The 24,341-nt window shown below is 32.1% G+C and carries 19 protein-coding genes and 1 riboswitch; of the genes, 14 read left to right on the plus strand and 5 right to left on the minus strand.

Annotated features, from left to right (window positions below; all coding sequences use genetic code 11):
• Positions 1–640 precede the first annotated feature (640 nt).
• The 3 genes from ACJDUH_RS14320 (at position 641) to ACJDUH_RS14330 (ending at position 3,115) form a co-directional block, all read left to right on the plus strand.
• Positions 641–1,027: a carboxymuconolactone decarboxylase family protein gene (locus ACJDUH_RS14320; RefSeq protein ID WP_406765891.1), complete on the plus strand. Its 387-nt coding sequence runs from the start codon at positions 641–643 to the stop codon at positions 1,025–1,027.
• 850 nt (positions 1,028–1,877) lie between these two features.
• Entirely contained in the window at positions 1,878–2,033 is a 156-nt protein-coding gene (locus ACJDUH_RS14325; RefSeq protein ID WP_406765892.1) for an aspartyl-phosphate phosphatase Spo0E family protein, read from the plus strand.
• A 209-nt stretch (positions 2,034–2,242) separates the two neighbouring features.
• Complete coding sequence (locus tag ACJDUH_RS14330; protein WP_406765893.1) at positions 2,243–3,115, plus strand: polysaccharide deacetylase family protein; 873 nt, start codon at positions 2,243–2,245, stop codon at positions 3,113–3,115.
• Positions 3,116–3,268: 153 nt separating this feature from the next.
• On the opposite strand, the gene ACJDUH_RS14335 is transcribed toward ACJDUH_RS14330, so the two are convergent.
• On the minus strand, positions 3,269–5,083 hold the full coding sequence (locus ACJDUH_RS14335) for a hypothetical protein (protein WP_406765894.1): 1,815 nt from the start codon (positions 5,081–5,083) through the stop codon (positions 3,269–3,271).
• A 233-nt stretch (positions 5,084–5,316) separates the two neighbouring features.
• On the opposite strand from ACJDUH_RS14335, the gene ACJDUH_RS14340 reads away from it, so the two are divergent.
• Complete coding sequence (locus ACJDUH_RS14340) at positions 5,317–5,475, plus strand: hypothetical protein (RefSeq protein WP_406765895.1); 159 nt, start codon at positions 5,317–5,319, stop codon at positions 5,473–5,475.
• A 54-nt stretch (positions 5,476–5,529) separates the two neighbouring features.
• Here the strand turns inward: ACJDUH_RS14340 and ACJDUH_RS14345 are convergent, their stop codons facing one another.
• The gene (locus tag ACJDUH_RS14345) at positions 5,530–6,006 is read right to left on the minus strand and encodes a hypothetical protein (RefSeq protein WP_406765896.1); all 477 of its coding nucleotides are present in this window, start codon (positions 6,004–6,006) and stop codon (positions 5,530–5,532) included.
• Between the two features lie 249 nt (positions 6,007–6,255).
• Between ACJDUH_RS14345 and ACJDUH_RS14350 the strand changes: the two genes are divergently transcribed.
• The 7 genes from ACJDUH_RS14350 (at position 6,256) to ACJDUH_RS14380 (ending at position 18,287) form a co-directional block, all read left to right on the plus strand.
• Positions 6,256–8,163 carry a cell wall-binding repeat-containing protein gene (locus ACJDUH_RS14350; protein WP_406765897.1) on the plus strand — a complete coding sequence of 636 codons (1,908 nt, stop codon included), beginning with the start codon at positions 6,256–6,258 and terminating at the stop codon, positions 8,161–8,163.
• Between the two features lie 138 nt (positions 8,164–8,301).
• Positions 8,302–10,011 carry a cache domain-containing protein gene (locus tag ACJDUH_RS14355; RefSeq protein ID WP_406765898.1) on the plus strand — a complete coding sequence of 570 codons (1,710 nt, stop codon included), beginning with the start codon at positions 8,302–8,304 and terminating at the stop codon, positions 10,009–10,011.
• Between the two features lie 15 nt (positions 10,012–10,026).
• Positions 10,027–11,379: a sigma-54-dependent transcriptional regulator gene (locus tag ACJDUH_RS14360; RefSeq protein WP_406765899.1), complete on the plus strand. Its 1,353-nt coding sequence runs from the start codon at positions 10,027–10,029 to the stop codon at positions 11,377–11,379.
• A 358-nt stretch (positions 11,380–11,737) separates the two neighbouring features.
• Complete coding sequence (locus ACJDUH_RS14365) at positions 11,738–12,955, plus strand: ammonium transporter (RefSeq protein ID WP_406765900.1); 1,218 nt, start codon at positions 11,738–11,740, stop codon at positions 12,953–12,955.
• 190 nt (positions 12,956–13,145) lie between these two features.
• Positions 13,146–15,125 (plus strand): VWA domain-containing protein, encoded by a 1,980-nt coding sequence (locus ACJDUH_RS14370; RefSeq protein ID WP_406765901.1) that lies wholly within the window; start codon positions 13,146–13,148, stop codon positions 15,123–15,125.
• A 70-nt stretch (positions 15,126–15,195) separates the two neighbouring features.
• Positions 15,196–17,964: a tubulin-like doman-containing protein gene (locus ACJDUH_RS14375; protein ID WP_406765902.1), complete on the plus strand. Its 2,769-nt coding sequence runs from the start codon at positions 15,196–15,198 to the stop codon at positions 17,962–17,964.
• A gap of 143 nt (positions 17,965–18,107) precedes the next feature.
• Positions 18,108–18,287: a hypothetical protein gene (locus tag ACJDUH_RS14380; protein WP_406765903.1), complete on the plus strand. Its 180-nt coding sequence runs from the start codon at positions 18,108–18,110 to the stop codon at positions 18,285–18,287.
• A gap of 23 nt (positions 18,288–18,310) precedes the next feature.
• Here the strand turns inward: ACJDUH_RS14380 and ACJDUH_RS14385 are convergent, their stop codons facing one another.
• The 3 genes from ACJDUH_RS14385 to ACJDUH_RS14395 all read right to left on the minus strand — a co-directional run bounded on the left by ACJDUH_RS14385 (position 18,311) and on the right by ACJDUH_RS14395 (position 21,432).
• Positions 18,311–18,901 (minus strand): protein kinase, encoded by a 591-nt coding sequence (locus ACJDUH_RS14385; RefSeq protein ID WP_406765904.1) that lies wholly within the window; start codon positions 18,899–18,901, stop codon positions 18,311–18,313.
• 62 nt (positions 18,902–18,963) lie between these two features.
• A complete protein-coding gene (locus tag ACJDUH_RS14390; RefSeq protein ID WP_406765905.1) occupies positions 18,964–19,533 on the minus strand; it encodes an HDIG domain-containing metalloprotein in 570 nt (189 codons plus the stop codon).
• 519 nt (positions 19,534–20,052) lie between these two features.
• Positions 20,053–21,432 carry an amino acid permease gene (locus tag ACJDUH_RS14395; RefSeq protein ID WP_406765906.1) on the minus strand — a complete coding sequence of 460 codons (1,380 nt, stop codon included), beginning with the start codon at positions 21,430–21,432 and terminating at the stop codon, positions 20,053–20,055.
• Between the two features lie 594 nt (positions 21,433–22,026).
• Positions 22,027–22,206: riboswitch (Lysine riboswitch) on the plus strand.
• Between the two features lie 135 nt (positions 22,207–22,341).
• On the opposite strand from ACJDUH_RS14395, the gene kal reads away from it, so the two are divergent.
• The 3 genes from kal to atoD are packed head-to-tail and all read left to right on the plus strand — an operon-like array spanning position 22,342 to position 24,238.
• The gene (kal, locus tag ACJDUH_RS14400; protein ID WP_406765907.1) at positions 22,342–22,734 is read left to right on the plus strand and encodes a 3-aminobutyryl-CoA ammonia lyase; all 393 of its coding nucleotides are present in this window, start codon (positions 22,342–22,344) and stop codon (positions 22,732–22,734) included.
• Between the two features lie 29 nt (positions 22,735–22,763).
• Entirely contained in the window at positions 22,764–23,588 is an 825-nt protein-coding gene (gene kce / locus ACJDUH_RS14405) for a 3-keto-5-aminohexanoate cleavage enzyme (RefSeq protein ID WP_406765908.1), read from the plus strand.
• The gene (atoD, locus tag ACJDUH_RS14410) at positions 23,588–24,238 is read left to right on the plus strand and encodes an acetate CoA-transferase subunit alpha (protein ID WP_406765909.1); all 651 of its coding nucleotides are present in this window, start codon (positions 23,588–23,590) and stop codon (positions 24,236–24,238) included. Before kce ends, atoD begins: the two co-directional genes overlap by 1 nt.
• The last annotated feature ends 103 nt before the right edge of the window (positions 24,239–24,341 follow it).

Below are 24,341 nucleotides of genomic sequence, written 5' to 3' on the forward strand. Positions count from 1 at the left end.
TGTCTACTAAGTTATATATAATTAGAAAAAATTTAATTTGAAGGTATGATAAACATAGTAAAGTATTAGAACTTATTGAAGGGGAATCAAGTCTATCTGATGATGAAATTTATAATATAATAAAGCTTACTGTTAAATAAGCAAAAAGATAATAATGTAGTAAGTCAATAACAAAAATTTCTGGGATAGCTCCTCATTATATTGAAACTTTTATAAAAAAAGATATATAGTTAGCAATGCTAAATAATCCATCTATAAAACTTAATGAACTCGACACAATACATATTGTGTTACGTTCATTAAAAGTCCCATAAGACATTAATAAATAACGTCACATAGGACTTTTTTATGTCGTTGAGATATGAATTTGTAAAAATTAAAATTAACTATATTATGATTAAATAAAGTGTCCGCTGGGGACACCAATGGAGGCTATTAAGGAAATAGTGGAACCCATAAGAAGTGAAAAGAAGATTTTAGAAATAGACAAGACCAAAGTTAGTAAATAATTAAATCCGGGGGAGAAATCCTTAGGATCTTTTATATTTTAGAGGGATCGTAAGTTGAATGCAGAATATAATAATAACACTAAAACACAATGAAAAATAAATGAGAATTCAAATGGAGGTAAAGTTTGGTTATGGACGATTTTAAAGGTATACTTAATTATTATAAAGATGAGTTAAAATGGAACCCGCCTTTTGCTGAAGCACTCTCTAAATATTCTCCAGATGGGTTAAAAGGGTATTTAGTAATGCGTGAATCTATTCAAAATGGGCATTTGCCAAAAAAGACAAGGGAATTAATTTTCACTATATTAGATAGTTTAGATGATGAAGTAAGTGGTGCAAAGGCACATGCTGTTTCCGCAATAGAATCAGGTTTAACTATGGAAGAGTTAGTAGAAGCATTTGTAATAGTAACTATTGTAAAAGGTATTAATGTACTATGTAAAGCAGGTGTTGAAGCAATTAAATCGGCAGAGGAGAGATTGCAAGAAATAAATGCAACTAATAAGAATCAATAATGGGTGGCTACATTTTGTAGCTGCTTTTTACTTGCAGATTATTCAAAACAAATTAACAATAATATTTATTATTTTAACACTGCCTTAATAATAAATGTGTAGAATAATAAGGTCCCCCTTTTAATTCACAAATATTAAGCAGTTGGAAGCATAAACTACCGACTGCTTATTATTATTAAAAAAAAATAATAATTATAAACTAATGATTAGAGTTATCAACAAGCAATTGTGCGTAATGTTATTAAAATCGTTGCACTGGATTACTAGAAGCTGTAGTAGCTTTTGAAGCCTACAGCTTTATTATATAAAAGAGCAAGAAATAGGCATGGAGCTTTAGAGCAAAAATAAATAAGAATTTACAATTTATTTACAGAAGATAGTTCTTCTTTATGATATTTTTATTATAAAGAAGGTGAGCCAATTGAAACTTGATAAAACTAAAATAAGGATAGTATGGGCAATAATTATTGTAACGATGCTAGGCCCATTTGTAATGACATTTATAATTAATGGCTTTAGAATGTTGATTAAGAAACATTAACTAAATAATTGGACAAAGCAGAAATCCTCCTTTTAGCATAGAAGTTACTATGTGGAAGGTAGGTGGTGAAATGCAAACAAGATTATAGGACAATAATGCAGGGCCTGTAGCGTATATTACCAATGACCAAGAAATAATATTTTTAAGGCATATTAGGATGATATTTCTTTGAGAAAATAAGCCATTTTTAATTTATGGGAATTAATTATAATAATGTTAAATTCTCTTAATATATATTGAATTATGCTAATTAAGCAGATAAAATAAAATTGTTATTAAATTATATACTGAGAAATTAGGTGAATTATAATGACTATAAATAGTGAAATTGAAGATTTAAGAGCTAAACTAAATATAATGATTTCAGCTAAAGATATAATTACCAACGATTTAGAATTATTAGATTTAAGTGTTGAGCTTGACAAGAAAATAAATATCTTCATTTATAATGAGTATGCTAGATAAAAAAGGAGCAGAGGCTCATTTTTTTTGTTTTGATATGCATAATATATAAGGATTGATTTAATTAGGTGCAATTATTTACCTTTTGATTAATTTATCTTAGTTATTATATAATAAAAGTGACATACAGTTCTCTATGATTACCTCTAAGCATAATATTATATAATTTAGGTGTTATGTACTTAAATACATTTAGAAATGAGGTATTGGCTATGAAATTATCTTCAAAATCTATTGCATTAATTGTTGCTTTTATTCTTATCATTGGTGTATTTATTACAGGACAACTTTTAGGTAGGACTAAGGAAGTTAAAAACAACTATAAGCCTCAAGTATCAGAAAAGGGTGATTTGAAGCTTATTAATCCTAAGGTTGATAAAAGTATTCCAGATTTAAAAGGTGGACCTGAGGTAATACCTAGTCCTCCAGAACATACGCAAGCAGCATCACAGGTTTTTTATAATTCTAAAAATAGAAAGTTAAAACAAATAGCATTGACTTTTGATGACGGACCTGATGCTTATTATACACCACAAATTCTTGATATTCTAAAAAAGTATAATATTAAAGCAACTTTCTTCATAGTAGGTATACGAGCCCAAGCTCATCCTGAGATAGTACAACGTATTTTTGCTGAAGGTCATTCAATAGGGAACCATACTTGGGATCATCCTCTAATGACTAAAATTCAAGCTGATAAGATGCAGGAAGAAGTAAATAAAACTGAAGAAGAGCTCTATAAAATTACTGGTGTACGGACTGCCATGTTCAGGCCTCCCTATGGGGCACTTGCACCTCAGCAAGTTAAAGAGATATCTTCGATGGGGTACAGTATAATAGATTGGTCAGTGGATACTAGAGATTGGGCTAAAACTCCGGCTCCAGAGATAATGAAATTTGTAAGCAAAGAAGTTTATCCAGGTGGAATAATTCTTCAGCACTGCGCTGGTGGAAAAAACCAGGATTTATCGAATACTGTTAAAGCGCTTCCTGAAATAATAAATTTACTTGAAAAACAGGGCTATAGTTTTGTACCAGTCCAAGACATACTAGGAATTCCAAGTACAAAATCACAGTCTTATTAGATAAATTATAATATTTATAAATAAATTTAAACTACTATCACAAAAAATACAGTAGAAGAAAGCTCTCTATAATTAGGGAGCTTTTTATTACTATACTGAATTTTTTATAAAGCTTCATGTCTCAAAAAGGTGCATTCCATGAGAATACATCATTTATTTTTGTAAGACAATTTCATACTTATGTGAACCAGATTTAGTTTTTAAAATATTATTTGATAAACTATCTTTATATTCTTTGCCGTCAATTAAGACATCTGTAAGATCATAACCTACATCACTAAAATCAATAGTTCCTTCACCTGTTACATTACTTAATATTATTTTATTATCTGATACACTTACAGCATCATTGTCCCAAAACGGCATATCACATGCTAAGCCAAAAACTCCTGGAACATTCCCATGATACCATTCTATGTTTACGCCTTTGCTGGGATGAATACTATTGAACAATAAAAAAGAAGGTATATACATTGCTTGATTCATCCAAAGTGGTGCTGAGTAGTTCATTTCGAATCCATAGGGAGGTTGCGTTTCAACTATATTTAAGAAACCCTGGGGGGAATCTATATTATCGCCTATTTTATGCCTTTGCAATAATGTCTTTACTATTGTATTACTTTTAAGTCGATATTTACTATCTTGGGTAACTTGTGATAATAATTCATACCCTAGAGGGTATTGAATTATAGAATACCCTAATTGAGAGTCACTTGCTTTATTTGCATAGTTACCATTTTTATCCACCATATGGGGATTCATATTATTTTTTACTGAAAAATTATTAATAATAGTGTGTTCTGCATTTAATGTACATTTATTTATAATATTTTCATTTTGATTATTATAAAAAATACTATTTGCTTGCAATAATGTTGCAATAAAAAGTCCATGCATTGTTTCTATTGAACTTACATTTGCTTGTCCATCTTTTGTAGTTAAATATCTAAATGCTCCACCATCAATACTGCTATCCCATACTGCATTTATCATAGCTGGTATATAAGTTTGGGCAATTTGACTAATATCTTTATCACCTGTAATTAAATAAGCCATACTTAATCCTCTGATATAAGCTCCACCCATATCATCGTATCTAAAGTTATCATAGGGATATAGTTTTTTCCCAACCTTGTTATTCATAACATCATAGGTTTCACTTATCAGATTGGTTGATTTATTTCTAACCCTCCATATAGATTTCAAAATATTTAACGCTTCATTTTTATAAATTTGTTTCGTAGAATCAGTCTCATATGCCGTTAGTAATGCTTGAGCACAACTGACACTTTGGCTTCCTAATTGGCTTTCATAGCCAAAAGTATCTGACATTATTGGTTTTCCTGTAGAAGTATTTATTTGGAACCATGCTAAATTATTAGATGGATTTATACAATTATTTAATAAACCGCTTGCTATTCTATTCATTAATGGTTTATAGGTAGAATCATATTTAGCTAAATATGAAATGAATTCTAGGATAGTAGCTTGTCCATTTGTACCTGCCATAATAGATGAATTATCAACTACTTTTTCATCCTTGGTAGAGAATACAGGTACTATATTGTTTGCCGGTAAAACCTTTGATAAGAAATCCGCTGTTTTTTTTGCAGTTTCAAGGTATTTAACATCTCCAGTTGCCATATATGCAGATATAGTTGAGAGTCCACTAATGAAATCAATAAACGGCTCACTACTTTTTGTTGAATAGTTATAAGCTTGAGTTGGTAATTGAGCTTTTTTATCTAAATAAAATTGCATACCTGAAAAAGCATAGCTTGCAGCATCTACACCATCTTTATAGGTAATCTTTAAATTATCATTTTGAAGATTACTTTGTAAGTTTTGCTTAATAGGATAATTATTTTGGATAACCGGAGTTGAATGCAGATTAGTTTCATTAAAATACACCATAAGTAAAACTGATATTAATATTACTGACATTATTAGAATAACTTTCTTATTCATGAAATCACCACCATATATACATTAATTTAAATACTAACATATATAGGCATATTTTGTATACTTTTTTCAAAGTTTGGATTATGTTCCTCAGACTGAATAATTAAAATTAGAATAAATATAATAGCATATATAATATTTAATAAGATTATATAAAAAAGACTTTTAGTGAATAAATCCACTTTATTATCACATATTATATCTAAGTAACTTAAGAAACTAGGTGGTGAAGCAGCTTGAGTAAAAAAGATGATTTCAATGATTTAAGTGGAGTTAATGCAAAAGCTTTAGGAAATTTCACAAAAAATGCAATAAAGCAGTTTGAAAATAATATTGTAAATCAGACAGATTATTTAGAAAAGGTGGAAGAAGCCACTCAGGAGGATAAAAGTTAAAAAGATAGTGGCAGCCATAAGACTTTTATAATAAGTCATATGGCTGCCATTATTTTATTCTACTTCATCCCTTCCCATATGATGAGGCATTGGATGCATTGGGTGCATTGGATGCTGTGGATGCATTGGGTGCATTGGGTGCATTGGGTGAATTGGATGCATTGGGTGCATTGGATGCTGTGGGTGCATTGGGTGCATTGGATACATTGGGAAATAAGGATGATAGTATGGATGCATGTAGTGATATGGACGACGTTGTCTTGACATCATATCATCATCAGAGTATTCGCTCATATCAGATTCCATTTCATGGTCCATTGGCATCTGATTATTTTCCATCATCATTGGGCTTACGTTATACATCATAGGGCACATGTACATATATGGGCACATATGCATTGGTTCCATCATATAAGGCATTGGCATGTTACAACCCATATGATGGTGATGGTCGCTTGTTCTGCGGCGGTCTTGATCTGCATTGATATCTAATTCATCATTGATATCCTCTTCTGGAAAACTATAATACATTAAAAACCCTCCAAAAAAAATTACCTACAGTAATATTATATTTTTAGTAATAGGCTTTGTTACCTTATTAAAAAAATAAATTATAAGATTAGCATCATTTATTTAAATTAAAGGCTCTATTCTGCAGGCTAATAACCTTGTTGGGATATATTTCATGATGATTTTGTCCCTAAAAAATATGATAATATACGTATAATTCCTTGGTATTATTTAATGGATTTTATTAAATGTTATGATAGGAGGACATGAATGGTAAAAAGAAAAATCATATTAGCCGTTATGGCACTGTGCATTGCAGCACAGCTTGTTCCATATAAGGCCTTTGCTGCACCAATCGCTGCTAGACTTTCAGGAACGGATAGGTATGAGACAGCAATAAAGGTTTCACAAGATTCTTGGCAAAGCTCAGATTACGTAGTTATTGCTTCCGGGGAAGATTTCCCAGATGCTCTATGTGCCGCACCTTTAGCTAAGAAATATGATGCACCTATTTTATTAACCCAAAATGCTGCAATTCCTACTAATGTTGTAGCAGAAATTCAAAGACTTGGTGCCAAGAACGTATTTATAGTTGGTGGTACTGGAGTCATATCTTCAGCTGCTGAAAGTGTTCTTAATGGACTGAATATTCAATGTACAAGAATACAAGGGCAGGATAGGTATGAAACCAGTGCTAAAGTAGCTCAGATAATTGGGACAAGTAATGGTGTGGCTATAGCTTCAGGAGAAAATTTTCCTGATGCCTTGTCAATTGCGCCCATAGCTGCCGCAAAGCAAATGCCAATACTATTAACAAATTCTAATACAATAGCTTCAAATATAAAGAACCTTGCGTTAAATAGCAGCGGAGAAAAATATGTAATAGGTGGCAGTGGTGTAATTAGTGACACTGTAGCAGCTTCGTTAGGCTCATATAAGAGACTAGCTGGAGTTAACAGATATGAGACAAATTTGGCTGTAATTAAGGAGTTCTCAAGTGCTATAAACTTTAATAAGGTTTATATAAGTACAGGAAATGACTTTGCAGATGCACTAACTGGATCAGCTGCAGCGGCTTTAACCTCTTCCTCTTTAGTTTTAACTGATGGTACAGATTATAATACAAATAATTTTATTAAATCAGAGTATTATAATATTTCATCCTTAAAGGTACTTGGTGGAACCGCAGTTGTTTCTGACCTTATTGTTAATGCCTTATTGCGTGAGCCTTCCTCTAAAGTAATTTTAGGCTATGCAACCTATTATTATCCTGGAGACAGCTCTTCCTATAACTCAATAACAGCACATTCTGATATAATTAATCAAATTGCTACAGATACCTATAATACTGATGGAACTGGAAATTTAACAGGACTTTTACCAGTAGATCAAATTAACTATGCAAATAGTAAGAATATAGATGCATATGCTATGGTGGCTAATGACTTTGATGGAAGTATTGCAAAAACTCTTTTAGAAAGTTCAGCTAATAGAGCAAATTTAATTAATAATATTTCTAATGCAATTCGTGTAAATAATTTTAAAGGAGTTAATATAGATCTTGAGGGTATATATTCATCTGATAGGGTTTATTTAACAACCTTTATGAGAGAACTTTATTCTGCTCTTCACCCACAAGGCTATAAGGTAACTATTGCAGTACCCGCAAAAACAATTGAAAGTCTAACTGATGGCTGGGCGGGGGCTTATGATTATGCAGAGCTTGCTAATAATTCTGATGAAGTAGTAATTATGACCTATGATGAGCACTATGCTGGTGGAGCACCAGGACCAATTGCATCAGAAGGCTGGGTACAAAGTGTAGTAAATTACGCAGTAAACAATATTCCAAGTGAAAAAATATTGTTAGGAATTGCTGCCTATGGATATGATTGGCCTTCCAATGGAGCTCCTGCTAAAGCTTATGGAGTAGATTCCATGTATAATTTAGCAGCAAGCTATGGAGCACAAATTAATTGGGATCCAGTTTCTGATACTAATTATTTCAATTATACTGATAGCTCCTCTGTTTACCATAGTGTTTGGTTTGAAAATAGTACAAGCATTGCCTATAAATTAGATATAGTGAATAATAACAATTTAGGTGGTATTGCCATTTGGAGACTTGGACTTGAAAATGCAGATTATTGGACAAGCATTAAAACAAAATTAAATTAATAATAAAATATGTTTATACCTTGCTAATCTATAAAGTAAAGATGATTGCCTTGCAGTCATCTTTATTTTTATAAAGCTTATATTAAATATATTAAATGTGGTAAAATATGAACAAATAAATGAATTTGAGGATTTATCATGAACTTAGGAAAAAATTCTATTCAAATTAAAATTATGATGTTTTTTATTATCCTCTCTACTGTTCTCTTTGTTACAGTAGGGTTCTTGTTCTTTAAAAGCACAAAAGATGCAATAAACCTTTCTAAGGAAAAAGAATTTATAACCTTAGCAGAGGAAACCTCAAATAAGATTGAGAGATATATGTTTGAAAGGTATGGAGATATACAGGTAATGGTGAATTCACCGCTGCTTAAAAATAAAGAAATAAGCGATAGTCTAATGAATAGCTATTTAGATAGTGTAAGAAATGCCTATAAGGCTTATGACTATATTTTAGTAACAAATTTAGAAGGAAAGGTTTTGGCTTATTCAGGAAACTTGAAAGCTGATAATGGCTATGAAGGTTTTTTAGGAGAGGTTTTGAAGGGAAAGAGCTTTGTTTCAGATTTTACCTATTTTCAGGATACAAAATCCTATGGGGTTTATTATGCCGCTCCTATATTGGATGACAAAGGTAAGATAAAGGGAGCGGTAGTTGAGAGAATGAACTTTAATGCTATATTAGATATAATAAGCAATGTGCGTCTAGGTGAGAAAGGCTATGCTTTTTTAGTTGACAGTAATGGTAACTATATTAACCATCCATTTAACAGTATGGAGGTTATTAAAACCCTTAATAATAGTAAATATGCTTCCTTTTATACCACTCATAATAATGTTCAATATTTTTCTGCTCTTTATGGTATAAATAAATACGATACACAAAAAAACAATTGGTATGTGGTAGTGGAAGAGCCAGTAAGTGAAGCCTATGAAGTTGCCTATAGGCTTAGAACCTATACGGTTATAGTTCTTATGATATCTGTGGCAATAGTTTTTGTGCTGGTAGCTATACTTTCAAGAAAAATAGCAATGCCAATTAAAAATTTAGTAAAGGAAACTAAAAATATTGCTGAGGGTGATATGGGGCAGAATATTAATATCCAAAGCAGAGATGAAATAGGGAGTCTAGCAGAGTCTTTTAATAAAATGTTAGAAAAGCTGGAGGAAAGCGTAACAAGAGCTAAAAGTCTTGAGGCACTTGGAGCACTTTCTGCTGGAATGGCACATGAAATAAGAAACCCTCTTACATCTATAAAGGGCTATGCTCAGTATATTATGTCTGAAATGAATAAGGATAGCGAGCTATATTCAGACATGGCTGTAATAAGCTCAGAAGTAGATAGATTAAACAATATTATTGATAGATTTTTAGCCTTTGCTAGACCTAATGAGCTTAAACTTGAAAAATGTGATATAAATGATATTGTTAAAGAAGTAATCACCTTAATTAAAAGGGATAACACCTTTGATAATATAAAACTAAATATTAATTTTGGAGAAATTCCTCTTATAAATGCTGATTTTGAGCAAATGAAGCAGGTCATATTAAATATAGCAATCAATGGGGTGCAATCAATGCCTCAGGGGGGAGAACTTACTATATCTACTTTTAATAACAAAATATTATCTATGGTTGAAATAGAGATAAGCGATACTGGGCAAGGAATATCTCATGAAAATGTGAAAAAAATATTTGAACCCTATTTTACTACCAAAGATAAAGGTATAGGACTTGGGCTTGCCATATGTTCCAGAATAGTAGATAATCACAGGGGAATAATTGAGGTAGAAAGTATACCGGAGAAGGGAAGTAAGTTTATAATAAAACTTCCGGAGGATAATTAATAGGACGGTGCAGTAATGAAGAATTATTCAATATTAATTGTAGATGATGAAGAAAATGTTACAAGGCTCTTAAATAAAGTTTTAGTTAAAGAAGGTTATGAGACCCATATGGCACATAATGGGGAAGAGGCTCTTTATATAATAGACAATTTTGATATTGATATAGTTATATCTGACATAAAAATGCCAGGTATGAGTGGAATAGAACTTTTAAAAAATATAGGAAGGGTGGCCCCCTTTATAAAGGTGATTTTGATTACTGCCTTTGCTACTGTAGATACAGCCATTGAAGCCTTAAGAATGGGTGCAAAGGATTATATTACAAAACCCTTTGATATAGAAGAAGTAATAGAAGCACTTCGTAATTTAACCTCTGATAAGGATGAGGTTCTAATAAGAAGTCAGGCCCTTCAAAAGGATATAAAAAAAACTAAAAATAAACTTGAGAGTAAAAGTGCTGCGATGCTTAAAGTTATAGATATGATAAAACAGATTGCTGATACAAGAGCAACTGTAATGCTCTATGGGGAAACTGGAACTGGTAAGGAGCTGGCTGCTGAAACCCTGCATAATTACAGCTCAAGAAGCCACATGCCTTTTGTTAAAGTTAATTGTGCAGCAATACCTGAAAACCTGCTTGAAAGTGAGCTGTTTGGCTATGAGAAAGGGGCATTTACAGGAGCAGTTTTAAGAAAACCAGGAAAGTTTGAATTAGCTTCTGGCGGATCTATATTTTTAGATGAAATTGGTGATATTACACTTGGAGTTCAGGTTAAGCTATTAAGAATACTTCAGGAGAAAGAATTTGAGAGGCTTGGAGGAACTAAGACCATTAAAGTGGATGTTAGAATAATAGCAGCTACAAATAAGAATTTAGAGGAATTGGTTAAGGAAGGAAGCTTTAGAGAAGACTTATATTATAGACTGAATGTGGTGCCAATTAATATGCCTCCATTAAGGGAAAGAAAAGAAGATATACCTATGCTTGCCTTAAGCTTTTTAAACAAGTCCTCGGATATTTCGGGAAAAGCTCCAAAGAGCATAAGTGAAGAGGCTTTATCTAAGCTAATGGCGTATAATTGGCCGGGGAATATTAGGGAACTTCAAAATATAATTGAAAGATGTGTAGTTATTACACCAAAGTCTACTATAGGGGTAGAGGATTTGCCATTAAATATTTCTCGCTTTCAGGAACTTAAAGAAGCTGATGAGGAGATTTCAAAGCTTGAAGAAGCCTTAGATGATACAGAGAAGGAAGTAATTTTAAAAGCCCTTAAGGAAAGCAGCGGGAACAGGACAAAGGCTTCAGAGATACTGGGTATAAGCAGAAGATCCCTTCATAGAAAAATTTTAAAATATAATATTTAAAACAAAGGTTATACTGGGACAAAGTTGACACTATTGTGCAATTTTGTCCCACTTTTTATATTCATAAAATATATATAATGAATAATTAAAATCAATATTATGTCTATTTTTCATTGATTTTCATTTAAATTTATATAAAAATGACGGATAGTTTTAAGAATGTGAATATAATCAAGCTAGAATAATCCTCTGTTAACATATATTGTAAACCTTTTCTTTTGGCACAATAATTGCTGAATATAAAATTGCAATAATAATTCAAATCCCTAATCAATAATAGTTGGGATAAAGTTAAATATAAGGAGCTAAACAATTAGTAATTGTTTAGTACAAAAAAGGAAAACAGGAGGAAAGGTTTATGCCACACATTAACAGCGGTGATACAGCATTTGTTTTAATTAGCGCAGCACTTGTCTGCCTAATGACACCAGGGCTTGCATTTTTCTACGGAGGTCTTGTAAGAAAGAAAAATGTTTTGACAATAATGATGCAGAGCTTTATATCCATGGGAATTGTAACTTTAATATGGATATTTGGAGGTTTTAGTTTAGCTTTTGGACCAGATATACATGGAATTATAGGAAGTTTAAAATATTTTGGACTTCAAGGTGTTGGTATGGCTCCAAATCCAACCTATGGACCTACAATACCATTCTTAACATTTTTTACTTATCAGGAGATGTTTGCAATAATTACTCCTGCACTTATAACAGGAGCCTTTGCAGATAGAGTTAATTTTAAGAGCTATCTTAAGTTTCTTGTAATTTGGAGTATTTTAATTTACATTCCACTAGCCCATTGGATATGGGGGGGAGGCTTCCTTCAAAAACTTGGAGTTGTGGACTTTGCGGGAGGAATAGTAGTTCATGTAAGTGCAGGAATAGCAGCGCTTGCTTCTGTATTTTTCGTTGGAAAAAGAAAGATACTTCCTGGAGAAAATACTGCACCCCACAATATTGCCTTCGTTGCCCTAGGCACAGGTCTATTATGGTTTGGATGGTTTGGCTTTAATGGCGGCAGCGCACTAGCTGCAAATGGTGTAGCTGCAACAGCATTTATTAATACCGACATTGCAGGCTCTATAGCAATGGTTACCTGGCTGATTATATCTTGGAAGGTAGAGAAAAAACCTACATTGGTAGGAGCTCTTACAGGATCAGTGGCAGGCCTCGCTACTATAACTCCTGCAGCAGGTTATGTACGACCTTGGGCTGCTGTTATTATAGGAATTTTATCAGCAGTAGTTTGCTATTTGGCTGTTCAAGTAAGAATAAAATTGGAATGGGATGATGCTCTCGATGTATGGGGAGTTCATGGAGTAGGAGGCATTTTAGGCTCAATACTTGTAGGAGTATTTGCTGAAGCCTCTGTAAATGGAGTGAAAGGCTTAATCGCAGGTGATCTTCATCAGTTTGGAGTACAGGTACTTGCGGTAATATTTACAGCTGGTTATTCATTTTTAGTAACCTATTTAATATTAAAGATATTAAATGTTTTTGAACCAGTAAGAGTTAGTGAAGAAGCAGAAATTGAGGGCTTGGACACAAGTTTACATGGAGAAACTGCATACCTTTAGACTAAAGGGCTAGTATCCTAAAGGGACGTTTCACTGGCTTATTGCTTATATTTTTTAACAATAAAGGAAGGTTTCTATTACTAAAAAGGTAATGGGAGCCTTCCTTTGCTTTTTGTTCTAAAAACTAGGTAAGTTTAAATATATTATAGAGATAAATATTATGATTTTATATAAGTAAAAGGAGAGAGGCATGAAAAAATTTATAAAAGCCATAAGCCTTCTTTTTTTCATAACCTTAGCTATAGAGTTTATTAATATAAAAGTTATAAAAGCTGCAGAAGTTCAAAATAATATTATTTTGCTTATGGATGTTTCGGGAAGCATGAAAGAAACTGATCCTAAAAGACTTTCCATAGTAGCTGCTTCCATGCTTATAGATAGTTCTGATGATAACACTATTATAAACATTGTCACCTTTGGAGATAAGGCAAAATCCGAATTTAACTTAGAAAGTAAACCTTCAAAAGAAAAGCTAAAAGGGGAACTTACAAATATAAAATTTGATAATAGCTACACAGACCTTAAGGAAGGAATTAAAGAGTCGTTATTGCAGCTTAATAAGGTACAGGGGAATAAGGGTATTATTTTATTTTCAGATGGAAAGGAAGATCTAAGGGATGGAATAACAAAGGAGCATATAGAGGAGTTTGCTTCATTAATTGAGAAGGCACATTCTGAGGGAATAAAGATAAATTGTATTGCTTTATCTAATGGTGCTGATAAAGCTGCCCTGCAGAATATAGCCTATAAAACAGAAGGAGAATTTTTCTATTCAAGTAGTCCTTCTCAGCTAATTAATGTATATAGTAAATTATTAGGAAGCATAAATAATTTCTTCACTATAAAGGAATATGAAATAAGTGATAAGGTACCTAGTGAAATTAAATTAAGCAGTTATGTTCAAGAGGTAAATGTTAAAATAGCCTCTCTAGAGAATAAAACTCCGCTTGTAGACATAATAAAAGGCGACAAGGTGCTGTCTGCAAGTAAATTAGGAGACGGCTATAAAATTTACAGCATTAAAAATGAGGAGAATAGTATCCTAAATATTTCTAATAGGGACAGCGGCAAATATTTAGTAATAGTGCAAATTAAGAGCAAGACAGAGCTAAATATTAGCCCAGCAGATAAAAGTTATAGTATTCCAAAGGGAGTACCTTTAAATTTAAACCTTAGTTTAGCAGTAGATAAAGATATAGTGGGACTTCATATGGATAAGGTTGAGGGAGCCATTAGAGAAGCAATAGAGAAGGACAGCAAGGGCTTTAGTTTTACCTTTAGTAAAACTAAAAGCGGTGGATATGAAATATTAGTAACAGCTTATGATGGGCAGGGAAGAATTATAGCAGTAAACAATTTAAAAATCAGTGTTACAGATGACCCGCCTTTTTATTACAAAGATGAAATACCAAAGGAAATGATTATTAATAAGCCCTATAAAATAGCACTTAAACAATTAAATCAGGATAAAGTTATTAACCCCTTAGGGGAAATCATAGTGGATTATGGGGATAAGTATGAGAAATTCCCTTTAAAAACTGTGGATAACTATTTGACTGCTGAGGTGACTTTACATAAACTTCAAGAAGTAAGCATAACTACCTGCATTAATGGGGTTTTTAATAATGATAGCTTTTCATATTTTCTGCCATATTCTAAGGTTACGGTAGTAAATAGGCCTTTAACAATGAAGGAATATTATTTTGAAAAATTTAAAACTCCAATTTTTATAATTCTTATATTATCAGTCTTGGATTTATTAACTATTGCATTTGGAAAAATTCAGTACAAAAGGTTTCTAAGCTACAGTATTACAAAGGAATTAACTTATAAATTAAAATCAAAGAGCATAAGCTGCTTCTTAACTGTAACCCTAACTCCAACAAAAAATATAAAGTATTTGAATCTAAAGGGCAATACCATTGAGGTAGAAGATGAAGAAGATAATGGAATAGGTTATTTCCTGCTTGATTTTCCAAAAGGCAGTAAGATCTCCCAGGGGATTAAATATCTTGCATTAAAAGATAAGGCTTTTAATATAGAATATTATCCAAGTATGGAGCAGCAAGTATATAAGGAGGAGGAAGAAGTAAACAGTTCTCTTTTACTTGAAGGAAATATAAGGATTATTATTAAAACTAAAAAGGATGAAATAACTATATATACCTAAGCACATTATTAGATGCGAAACTCTCTGAATATATAAATTTTGCTTTGAAAAATAATTAAGGAGGCATAATATGCAGGTACCAAAGGATGTTTTACCTACGCTAATAATTGGCCTTGGCGGAACTGGTCATCAAGTAATCAAAAGAGTAAAGGAGCTTTTTAAAAAGAGATACAATAATGAAAAACTGCCTATAAGATACCTGTTAATTGATACAGATTTAAAATCCTTTATGGATGACAGCATAGAGAACAATGAGAAATGTCAATTAAAATTTGGTGACGGCATAAAAAATACTTTAGATTGGGCTTATAACAACCTTAACTTTAATTGGCTACCCAAAAATCCAAAATTAACTGCAGATTTTTTTACAGCTATTGACCAGGGAGCTGGTCTTATGAGGCCTATAGGCAGGCTTTATCTTTGTAAAAATGCAAAGCTTACCTATGATGTACTTACTAATGCTAAAAACGATTTAATGGACATACATAAAATTCTAACTGATTATGGAAGTGCCTTTTTAGAAAATATAGACAGACAAAAGGTATATATAGTGGGTTCTCTTGCTGGGGGAACTGGCTGTGGAGTATTTTTAGACGTAGCAGTAATGCTTTCTAAAATATTTAATAGGGATAACACAAATTTAATTGGCCTTTTTACCTTAGAAAGCTGTTACGATGACAAGCTCTCCTCAGATATAGATGCCCAAAATAGAAGTAAGGCAAACTGCTATGCTGCACTTAAAGAGCTGGAATTTTATATGTCCTCAATAACAAATCCTAAGGATGAAAAATATTTATTTAAGTATAATAATATGACTGAAATAAGACTAGAGAGAAGGCTTTTAGATGTTTGTTATTTAATAGAAAATAAAAACGAACTTGGAGGAGTTCTCACTAATATTGAAGATATTTATGAGTTATGTTCCTTGCAGCTATTTCAAGAGGTTGGAAGTAAGCTAGGTTCACAGCTTAGAGCAGATTATTCGAATTTTATATGCAAGGATAAGGATCCTGTTTTAAAGAAAGATAGAAATTTCAGTACCTTTTCCACCTCTACCATGGAACTTCCTATAGATAAACTAAAAAGCTACTGTTCCTTAAGGTTTGCAAAGGATATTATGGATACTTTAGAAAAGGGTATGGGTAACTCAGATAGTATTATAGATAATGAAGCTGAAAGCTTTATTAGTAATATTAATGAAACTTTAGGTATTAATGAGACTATAGTTGATTTTTCTTTTAACTTAAAAATAAATAGCAGTGCAACTGCTTTTGAATTAAAGGAAGGGAGCTTAAGCAATTTAGATAAGGCTCAGCGCTTTGCCAAGGAAAGAAAAGCTCTATGGAATCAAAATAAAACAAATTTAAGAAATGAGTTAAATACTTTATTAATGGGTTATATAGATGAAAAGCTTGTAGGGCAGGGCATTAACTTTATTATTGAAGTGTTTAATAAAGTAGAAACTAAAATGTACAATGAGTATACTGAAGGGCTTGTAACTACGTCAATAGATAAGGAAAAAATAAAGGGAGAAATTCAAAAGTTAAAAAATACTAAAGGCTTTTTAAGGAGAGAAAAAGTTACTATAGGAAGTGAACTATGCGGAAAGTTTAATAAATATATAGAACAGGAACAAAACAAACTTATCTTTGATATTTACAAGGAAAGATATGACATGTATATTAAGCAAAAGGCTTTATTAATAAATAAATTTCAAGAGCTAATAAGCTCTATTAGAAGTAAGAAAGGTGAAATTTTGTATAGGCTTAGAGCCTTAAAAAATCAGCTTGAAAAAAAGTATGGGGGAAGCATTATTTCCAGGGAAATGGTTAATGTGGAGTTTTATGAGGAATTTTATTCAGAAAAGTTCTTAGCAAATTTAACTAACAGAATACAAAATATTTTCATGGAAAAGGATGTATTTAAGATTATTAATGAAGCTTTAGAAGGTATAATTGCAATTTGTAATATGGAATTTGAAAAGATTAAAGGAAACATTAATATAATAAATCTTATGGAGAGAAATGCAGTAAAGGAAAAATTAAGCATAGAGGATTATTTAAAAGAGGAATTAGATGCTACAACAAAGCTTGCTAAACCTTTTTGGTCGGCTGTAAAAAATCCAGAGGTATCCTGGACAGAATGTTATTATGTGGGTTCTATTAAGGAAGAAGGAACAAATAAGCCTCCTATGGCATTAGACAGCTGGATAAAAAATCAAACAGGAGAACTTTCCAGGCAGGCAAGATATGTTGAAACATCAAATCCATATGCAATAGACGTTATTCATATTACCATGGGTGCTTGTGCAAGCTATTTGCCAGACATAAAAAATTATAAAAAGCATTACGTAAAGCTTTTAGCTTCAGAGGCTTATCCCCTTCATTTAGATGAAAAATATATTGGATTTGAGGAAATAGACATGAATGTAGACAAACTTCTTCAATATTATTCACTTGCTAAGGCCTATGGAGGTATACTGCAAATAGATGGAAGTTTCTATTTAAATATACGGGCAAGGCAAGGAACCTACAACTATATTTATTATACTCCCTATTGTATAAGGGGAGCCTACGCAGAAGAAAGACCGCTAGAAATTCCTGATAATAAGTCAAAGCTTAGGAGTGATTTTAAAAAACTTGGAGAAGGAAAAGAGGATGTACTTGAAAGTATCAGCGAAGACCTTGAGGTTAACTCTTTAATCTATGGCTTTATTGAAGATATTGATAGGATATTTACAAGGGAGGAGCTTAAGAAGCATTGTTTAGAAGTTTATATTAAGGGAAAGGTAGAACCTGATTTCATAGCTAAGGAAAAGCTTTTATATAAGCTTAATTAACAAACCAGGAAGCCTTCTTATTCTTAATAAATAAAGTCTAATAAGAGAACTGCTTTTATAAATAAGAGAGTACTTATAAGCTAAAGAATCTGGGTATAATGTATTAATCACAAAGATGTTACATTATTCATATCATGATACAAATGATTAAATTAGGTGAGATAATGGAAAATGTAATAGATATAAAAAACCTGCTTTTATATAAAAAGGCTGTGAAGCTTCTTCAAGAGAATGATATAGAATATGATAAAGCTAAGCTTTTAAAGGATCCTGAATTATGTTTGGATATTGTAAACATAATTAATCATTTAAAGAATAATTAAGCAAAACTTTAGGGGCTGTTGTTTCAGCCCCTAAAATTATCTAAAGTGGTAATGTAATGCATAATTTTATGTGCCCATTTTTTATATAGTCTAGGTTCCTCTTTTTTTAAAACTTCCATAAATAGGTCTAAGACACCTAACTTAAAAAGTCCCTTTGAAAGGTGCCTTGGGAAATTTCGTTCTTTAGTATAAAATTTTTGAGGATCTATCATAATAGGCCTGTTATCAGAAGTTATAAAGACATCCTTACATCTTACATCTATCTTAGTAAATTTAAGTCTCTCAAATTCCTTAAGCATTTCTATTATATCACGTGTAAGTTTTTCATTTAGGCCATTTTTCTTTATGTAATTTTTTAGAGGCATTCCATCAACATAATCTCTTATCATATAGTTGCCACCTACCTCATATAAACGAGGGAAATACTTATTTCCATTTACCTTTTTTAAAATGGAGGATTCACTTATAAAGTCCTTCATAACAAAGCATACTTTAATAACCTTATTGTCAGGAAGTAAATAAACAGCTCCATTATGGCCTTTCCCAAGCAGCTTGCAGTCAAAAAGGTTTATATCTGAATATTTATTATAATTATTTTTATTTTTTTTTACCATTCCTACACCAAAAATATTGCTTTATATAATATATGAGCAAAATTGGTGAATTGTTCCATTAATTATATTGTTCCTTTTAGATCAATTTCTTCTGCAACACCTTGCATTGCCTTAATGGTTTCCTCCATTATATAATCAAGGTCTAACTCAAGATTTTTAGCTCCTTCTTCTATAAGCTCTCTATTTACACCGGCAGCAAAACTCTTCTGCTTCCATTTTTTCTTAACTGATTTAAGTTCCATATCCAAAATGCTTTTACTTGGGCGCATAAGTGCTGTAGCAGTAATTAAACCAGTAAGCTCATCTATAGTGTATAAAACCTTCTCCATTTTCTCTACAGGTTCTGTGTCAATGCATATTCCATAGCCGTGGCTTTGAATTGCATGAATATAATCCTCTGGCCAGTTTCTTTCTCTTAAGATTTCTCCAGCCTTAACGCAGTGCTCCTCTGGATACATTTCATAGTCTATATCATGGAGAAGACCTACGATTTTCCACTTATTAGCATCAGCTTCACCTAAAAGCTCAGCAAAATGCCCCATAACCGCTTCCACTGAAAGGGCATGCTTTATTAAACTGTCACTTTTATTAAATTCTTTTAGAAGTGCATATGCTTCTTCTCTAGTTTTCATAAAAATACCTTCTTTCGTAATATTAACTATATTATTTACATATTAGTAATATAAAGATAGGGTGTCAAGCACTAAAGAATATTTTCAATATTCAAATAAATATTGAAATAGTTATAAATTGAAGATACAATTAATATAAAGAATATAAGGATAAGGTATAATATAATTATATTTATAAAGTAGGTGTTAAGGGTGATTAAACAAATTTTAAGATCTAAATTTTTATTTTTGGGATTATTAATTGGTTTTGTATCAGTAAGTATTGCAAATATTATCACTAGTAAAAGTACCATATGGGCACATAACAGGATGCCATGGTGGATGTTTATACTTCCCCCAATAGCTTTATATGTTGGATATAAGGCATTTTTCTATAAAGGGAAGAAATAAAAAATAAGCTATTGAGCATTAAAAATTTGTGTATGCTTTGATATATCACTATTTTTATAAAACCATGGATTACTTATATTTATAAATAAAAAAATCAGCATTTTAAAATGCTGATTTTTTATTTATTTACTATTTCACATCATTTAAAGTACTGTGTTTAAAGCCGTATACAAAGTATAGAAGTGCGCCGCCAACCAGCCAAATTATAAATCTTAGCCAGGTAACTGGAGGTAAGCTTACTATAAAGTATAGACAAAGAAGAACAGTAATTATAGGTGTAAAAGGTACTCCTGGACATCTAAACTTTCTTTCAATATTTGGCATAGTCTTTCTTAATATTATAACGCCAACTGAAACTAGTATGAATGCGAAAAGTGTACCTATATTACATAATTCTATTAATACATTCAATGGAAGAATTCCAGCTAATACTGCACATATTAAACCAGTAATCCAAGTACAAATATGTGGAGTTTTATGGGTAGTATGCAATTTAGCAAAAACTGGTGGAAGAAGTCCATCTCTTGACATAACCATGAATATTCTAATTTGACCGTAAAGTGTAACTAGTAATGTGGAAATCATACCTATAATAGCACCAGTAGCAACTAAGGCACCGCCCCAATTAATACCTATGCTTCTAAGTGCAGCTGGCAGAGCATCTGTAATATCGATACTCTTGAAAGGAACTATACCACAAAGAACAAATGCTATAGCTACATAAAGGATAATAACTACAGTTAAGCATATAACAAGTCCTAATGGAACGTCTCTCTTTGGATTTACAGTTTCTTCTGCAGCAGTTGAAACTGCATCAAAGCCGATATAAGAGAAGAATATAAGTGCAGCACCGCTCATAATACCTTTCCAGCCAAATGGTGCAAATGGGTGGAAGTTAGCAAGGTTTATATGTGTTGAACCAAGGAATATAAATAGTAAAATTACTACTATTTTAACTCCAACGATAATATTGTTAACATTGGCACTTTCTTTAATACCAATATAAAGTATCCAAGTTACCAATAAAGTAATAAGAATTGCAGGTACATCTGCAATACCTCCGTTTAAAGTTGAAGTTGTTATTGATGTAGGAAGTGCAATTCCGTAATTTGCAAGTAATGCAATTAGGGTACTTGACCAACCTGAGGCAACAGTACTAGCTGAAACGACATATTCCAGCATTAAATCCCAACCAATAACCCATGCAATAAATTCCCCGAATGCAACATAAGAATAAGAATAAGTACTACCTGCAACTGGAAACATAGTAGCAAGTTCTGAATAGGTTAGTGCACAAAAACCACTTACAAGTGCAGCAAGAATAAATGAAATAATTACAGCTGGACCTGCAGCTTGTGCAGCGGAACCTGTAGCAACAAAGATTCCAGTACCGACAACTGAACCTATACCTAATGCAGCTAGGTCCATGGCTTTTAATTTTTTCTTAAGTCCCGAATGTTCCCCTTCATCCTCCATCATGTCCGCGGTTTTCTTTCTAAAAAGATCCATAGCTTGTCCTCCTTAATATTTTGTTTTATAACAACACATAACATAATTCCCCATAATAAAATTATGTGCTTATTATACGATAAACAATAAAAATAGTCTACCAATTGACTATCATATGAAAATAAAAGGCAATATCCTTAGTAGATGTAAATTATTATATTATATTTAATTATATTAATAATTTAAGAAAACTATGAATAAAGCAATGTTATAAAAGCTCAAAAGAGATAAATATATAGAGTAAATAATGTTTCGCGTAGTAAAGTGATAAAGGATTGAACAAATTTATTGTCAATTAAATGAATTTTCAAAATATATTAAATATATTATATAAAATTATTTTTATCATGGGAAGTACTTTTTTTAAAAAAATTTAATGTAAAATGGGAAAGTAACATTTAAGTGAGAAGAGATGCTCCTGAAATATACTTCATGTAACATATTAGAAATTATTCATTTTACTAAGGTTGGTAAATAAATTTATTCATTAAATAGAATATTTTCTTTTTAATGAAATATTAAAATTTTCAATAAATATATATTGACAGTAAAATTTCGCAGGAATATAATAAAATTAACAATTGAATAATTAGGTACATAAATAGAGGAGCAAGTAAACGTTTAATCTTTAGGTGTTAAGAAGAAGAACCTTCGAAACTAAAGATGAAGGATTTACCTGCCGAAAGGGTATTTTAGTTCTTTAGCTTACCCTTGGGGATAATAGGTACACTTTTATCCTTGCCATGAATAATTTCATGGAGCGCTATTTATGTGATGGAAGATTGATTTTCATTGCATAGATGGCACTATTTAAAAACCTTAGGTTTTAAAGGCAAGCACTGAAAATCTTCAGTGCTTTTTTATGTTTAAAAATTAACAATATTTTACAAACAGATGGAGGGGTTAGTTATGAAAGCTTTAATTAGAATGAGAATGAGCACCCATGATGCCCATTATGGTGGAAATCTCGTTGATGGAGCAAGAATGCTTAATCTATTTGGAGATGTTGCCACAGAGCTTTTAATAAGAAATGACGGAGATGAAGGTTTATTTAGAGCTTATGACAGTGTAGAGTTTTTGGCACCAGTTTATGCAGGAGACTATATTGAAGCAGAAGGAGAAATTATTGAGTGCGGAAACACTTCTAGAAAGATGACATTCGAAGCTAGGAAGGTTATAGTACCGCTACCGCACATTAACGACTCTGCAGCTGAAATATTGGAGGAACCTATTATAGTATGCAGAGCAAGCGGAACTTGTGTAGTTCCGAAAAACAAGCAGAGAAAATTAGTTAGAGATTAAAATTATTAATATTTTAATGGGGGAGTTTTATGGAAAAGTTGATTATTACGGCAGCTATATGTGGGGCAGAAGTTACCAAGGAACACAATCCAAGTGTACCTTATACAGTGGAGGAAATAGGAAGAGAGGCTGAGGCAGCCTATAAGGCTGGAGCTAGTATAATCCATCTTCATGTAAGAAATGATGACGGTACACCAACTCAAGATAAGGAAAGATTTAGACTTTGCATTGAAGAAATAAAGAGAAGATGCCCAGATGTTATTATTCAGCCTTCTACTGGTGGTGCAGTTGGAATGAGTATTGAAGAAAGACTTCAGCCAGTGGATTTACTGCCAGAGATGGCTACCCTAGACTGCGGTACCTGTAATTTTGGCGGAGATGACATATTTGTAAATACTGAAAACATGATTAAAGCCTTTGGTGAAAGGATGATATCTCTTGGCATTAAGCCGGAAGTTGAGGTATTTGATAAAGGCATGATTGATATGGCTATAAGGCTTAATAAAAAGGGATATATTAAATCCCCAATGCATTTTAATTTTGTTTTAGGAGTTAATGGGGGTATAAGTGCATCTCCAAGAGATTTTACTTTTATGATGGGAAGTATCCCAGAAGGAAGCACCTTTACTGTATCAGGAATAGGAAAAAATGAGTTTCCTATGGCAGCAGTATCAATAATTTCTGGAGGACATGTTCGAGTTGGTTATGAGGACAACGTTTACATTTCCAAAGGAATGCCTGCTAAATCTAATGGTGAATTAGTTGAAAAGGTAGTAAGACTTGCAAAGGAACTTGGTAGAGAAGTAGCTACTCCAAAAGAGGCAAGAGTGATTTTGGGATTGGGGATGAAATAATGAATAAATTAGTTAGACCAGAAGATTTAAGCCCTCTTTTTAAAGATGGAATGACAATTATGATAGGAGGCTTTTTAGGCTGCGGTACTCCGCATAAAATAATTGATAAGCTTATTGAAGCAAATATTAAAGATCTAATTATAATTGCCAATGACACTAGCTTTGTAGATAAGGGTATTGGAAGACTTGTTGTAAATAGACAGGTTAAAAAAGTTATAGCTTCCCACATTGGTACAAATTCTGAAACAGGAAGACTTATGAATGAAGGCCTCATGGAAGTGGAGCTTGTACCTCAAGGAACCTTAGTTGAAAGAATAAGAGCAGGCGGATCAGGTTTAGGTGGAGTCTTAACACCTACAGGTATTGGCACAATCGTTGAGGAAGGTAAGCAAAAGGTAACTATAGAAGGAAAAGAGTATTTAATTGAGCTTCCACTAAGGGCTGATCTTTCAATTATTAGAGGAACTATAGTTGATGAATTTGGAAATACCTTCTATAAAGGAACAACAAGAAACTTCAATCCATTAATAGCCATGGCAGCAGACAAGGTAGTAGTTGAAACAGAAAAGTTAGTAAAGGTGGGAGAACTTAATCCTGACTATGTTATAACTCCTGGGGTACTAATAGATTACATTATTGAAGGAATTTAAATTACAATCTAAAAGTTAAATATAAAATAAGTATAACGAGATAATGTAGATTGGTAATGAAAATATAGTAAGGATTAGGGGGTGAACAATTTGGTAGATAGTA

It is taken from the genome of Candidatus Clostridium radicumherbarum (genome assembly GCF_045310525.1).
GTDB classification, from domain to species: Bacteria; Bacillota; Clostridia; order Clostridiales; family Clostridiaceae; genus Clostridium_AT; species Clostridium_AT radicumherbarum.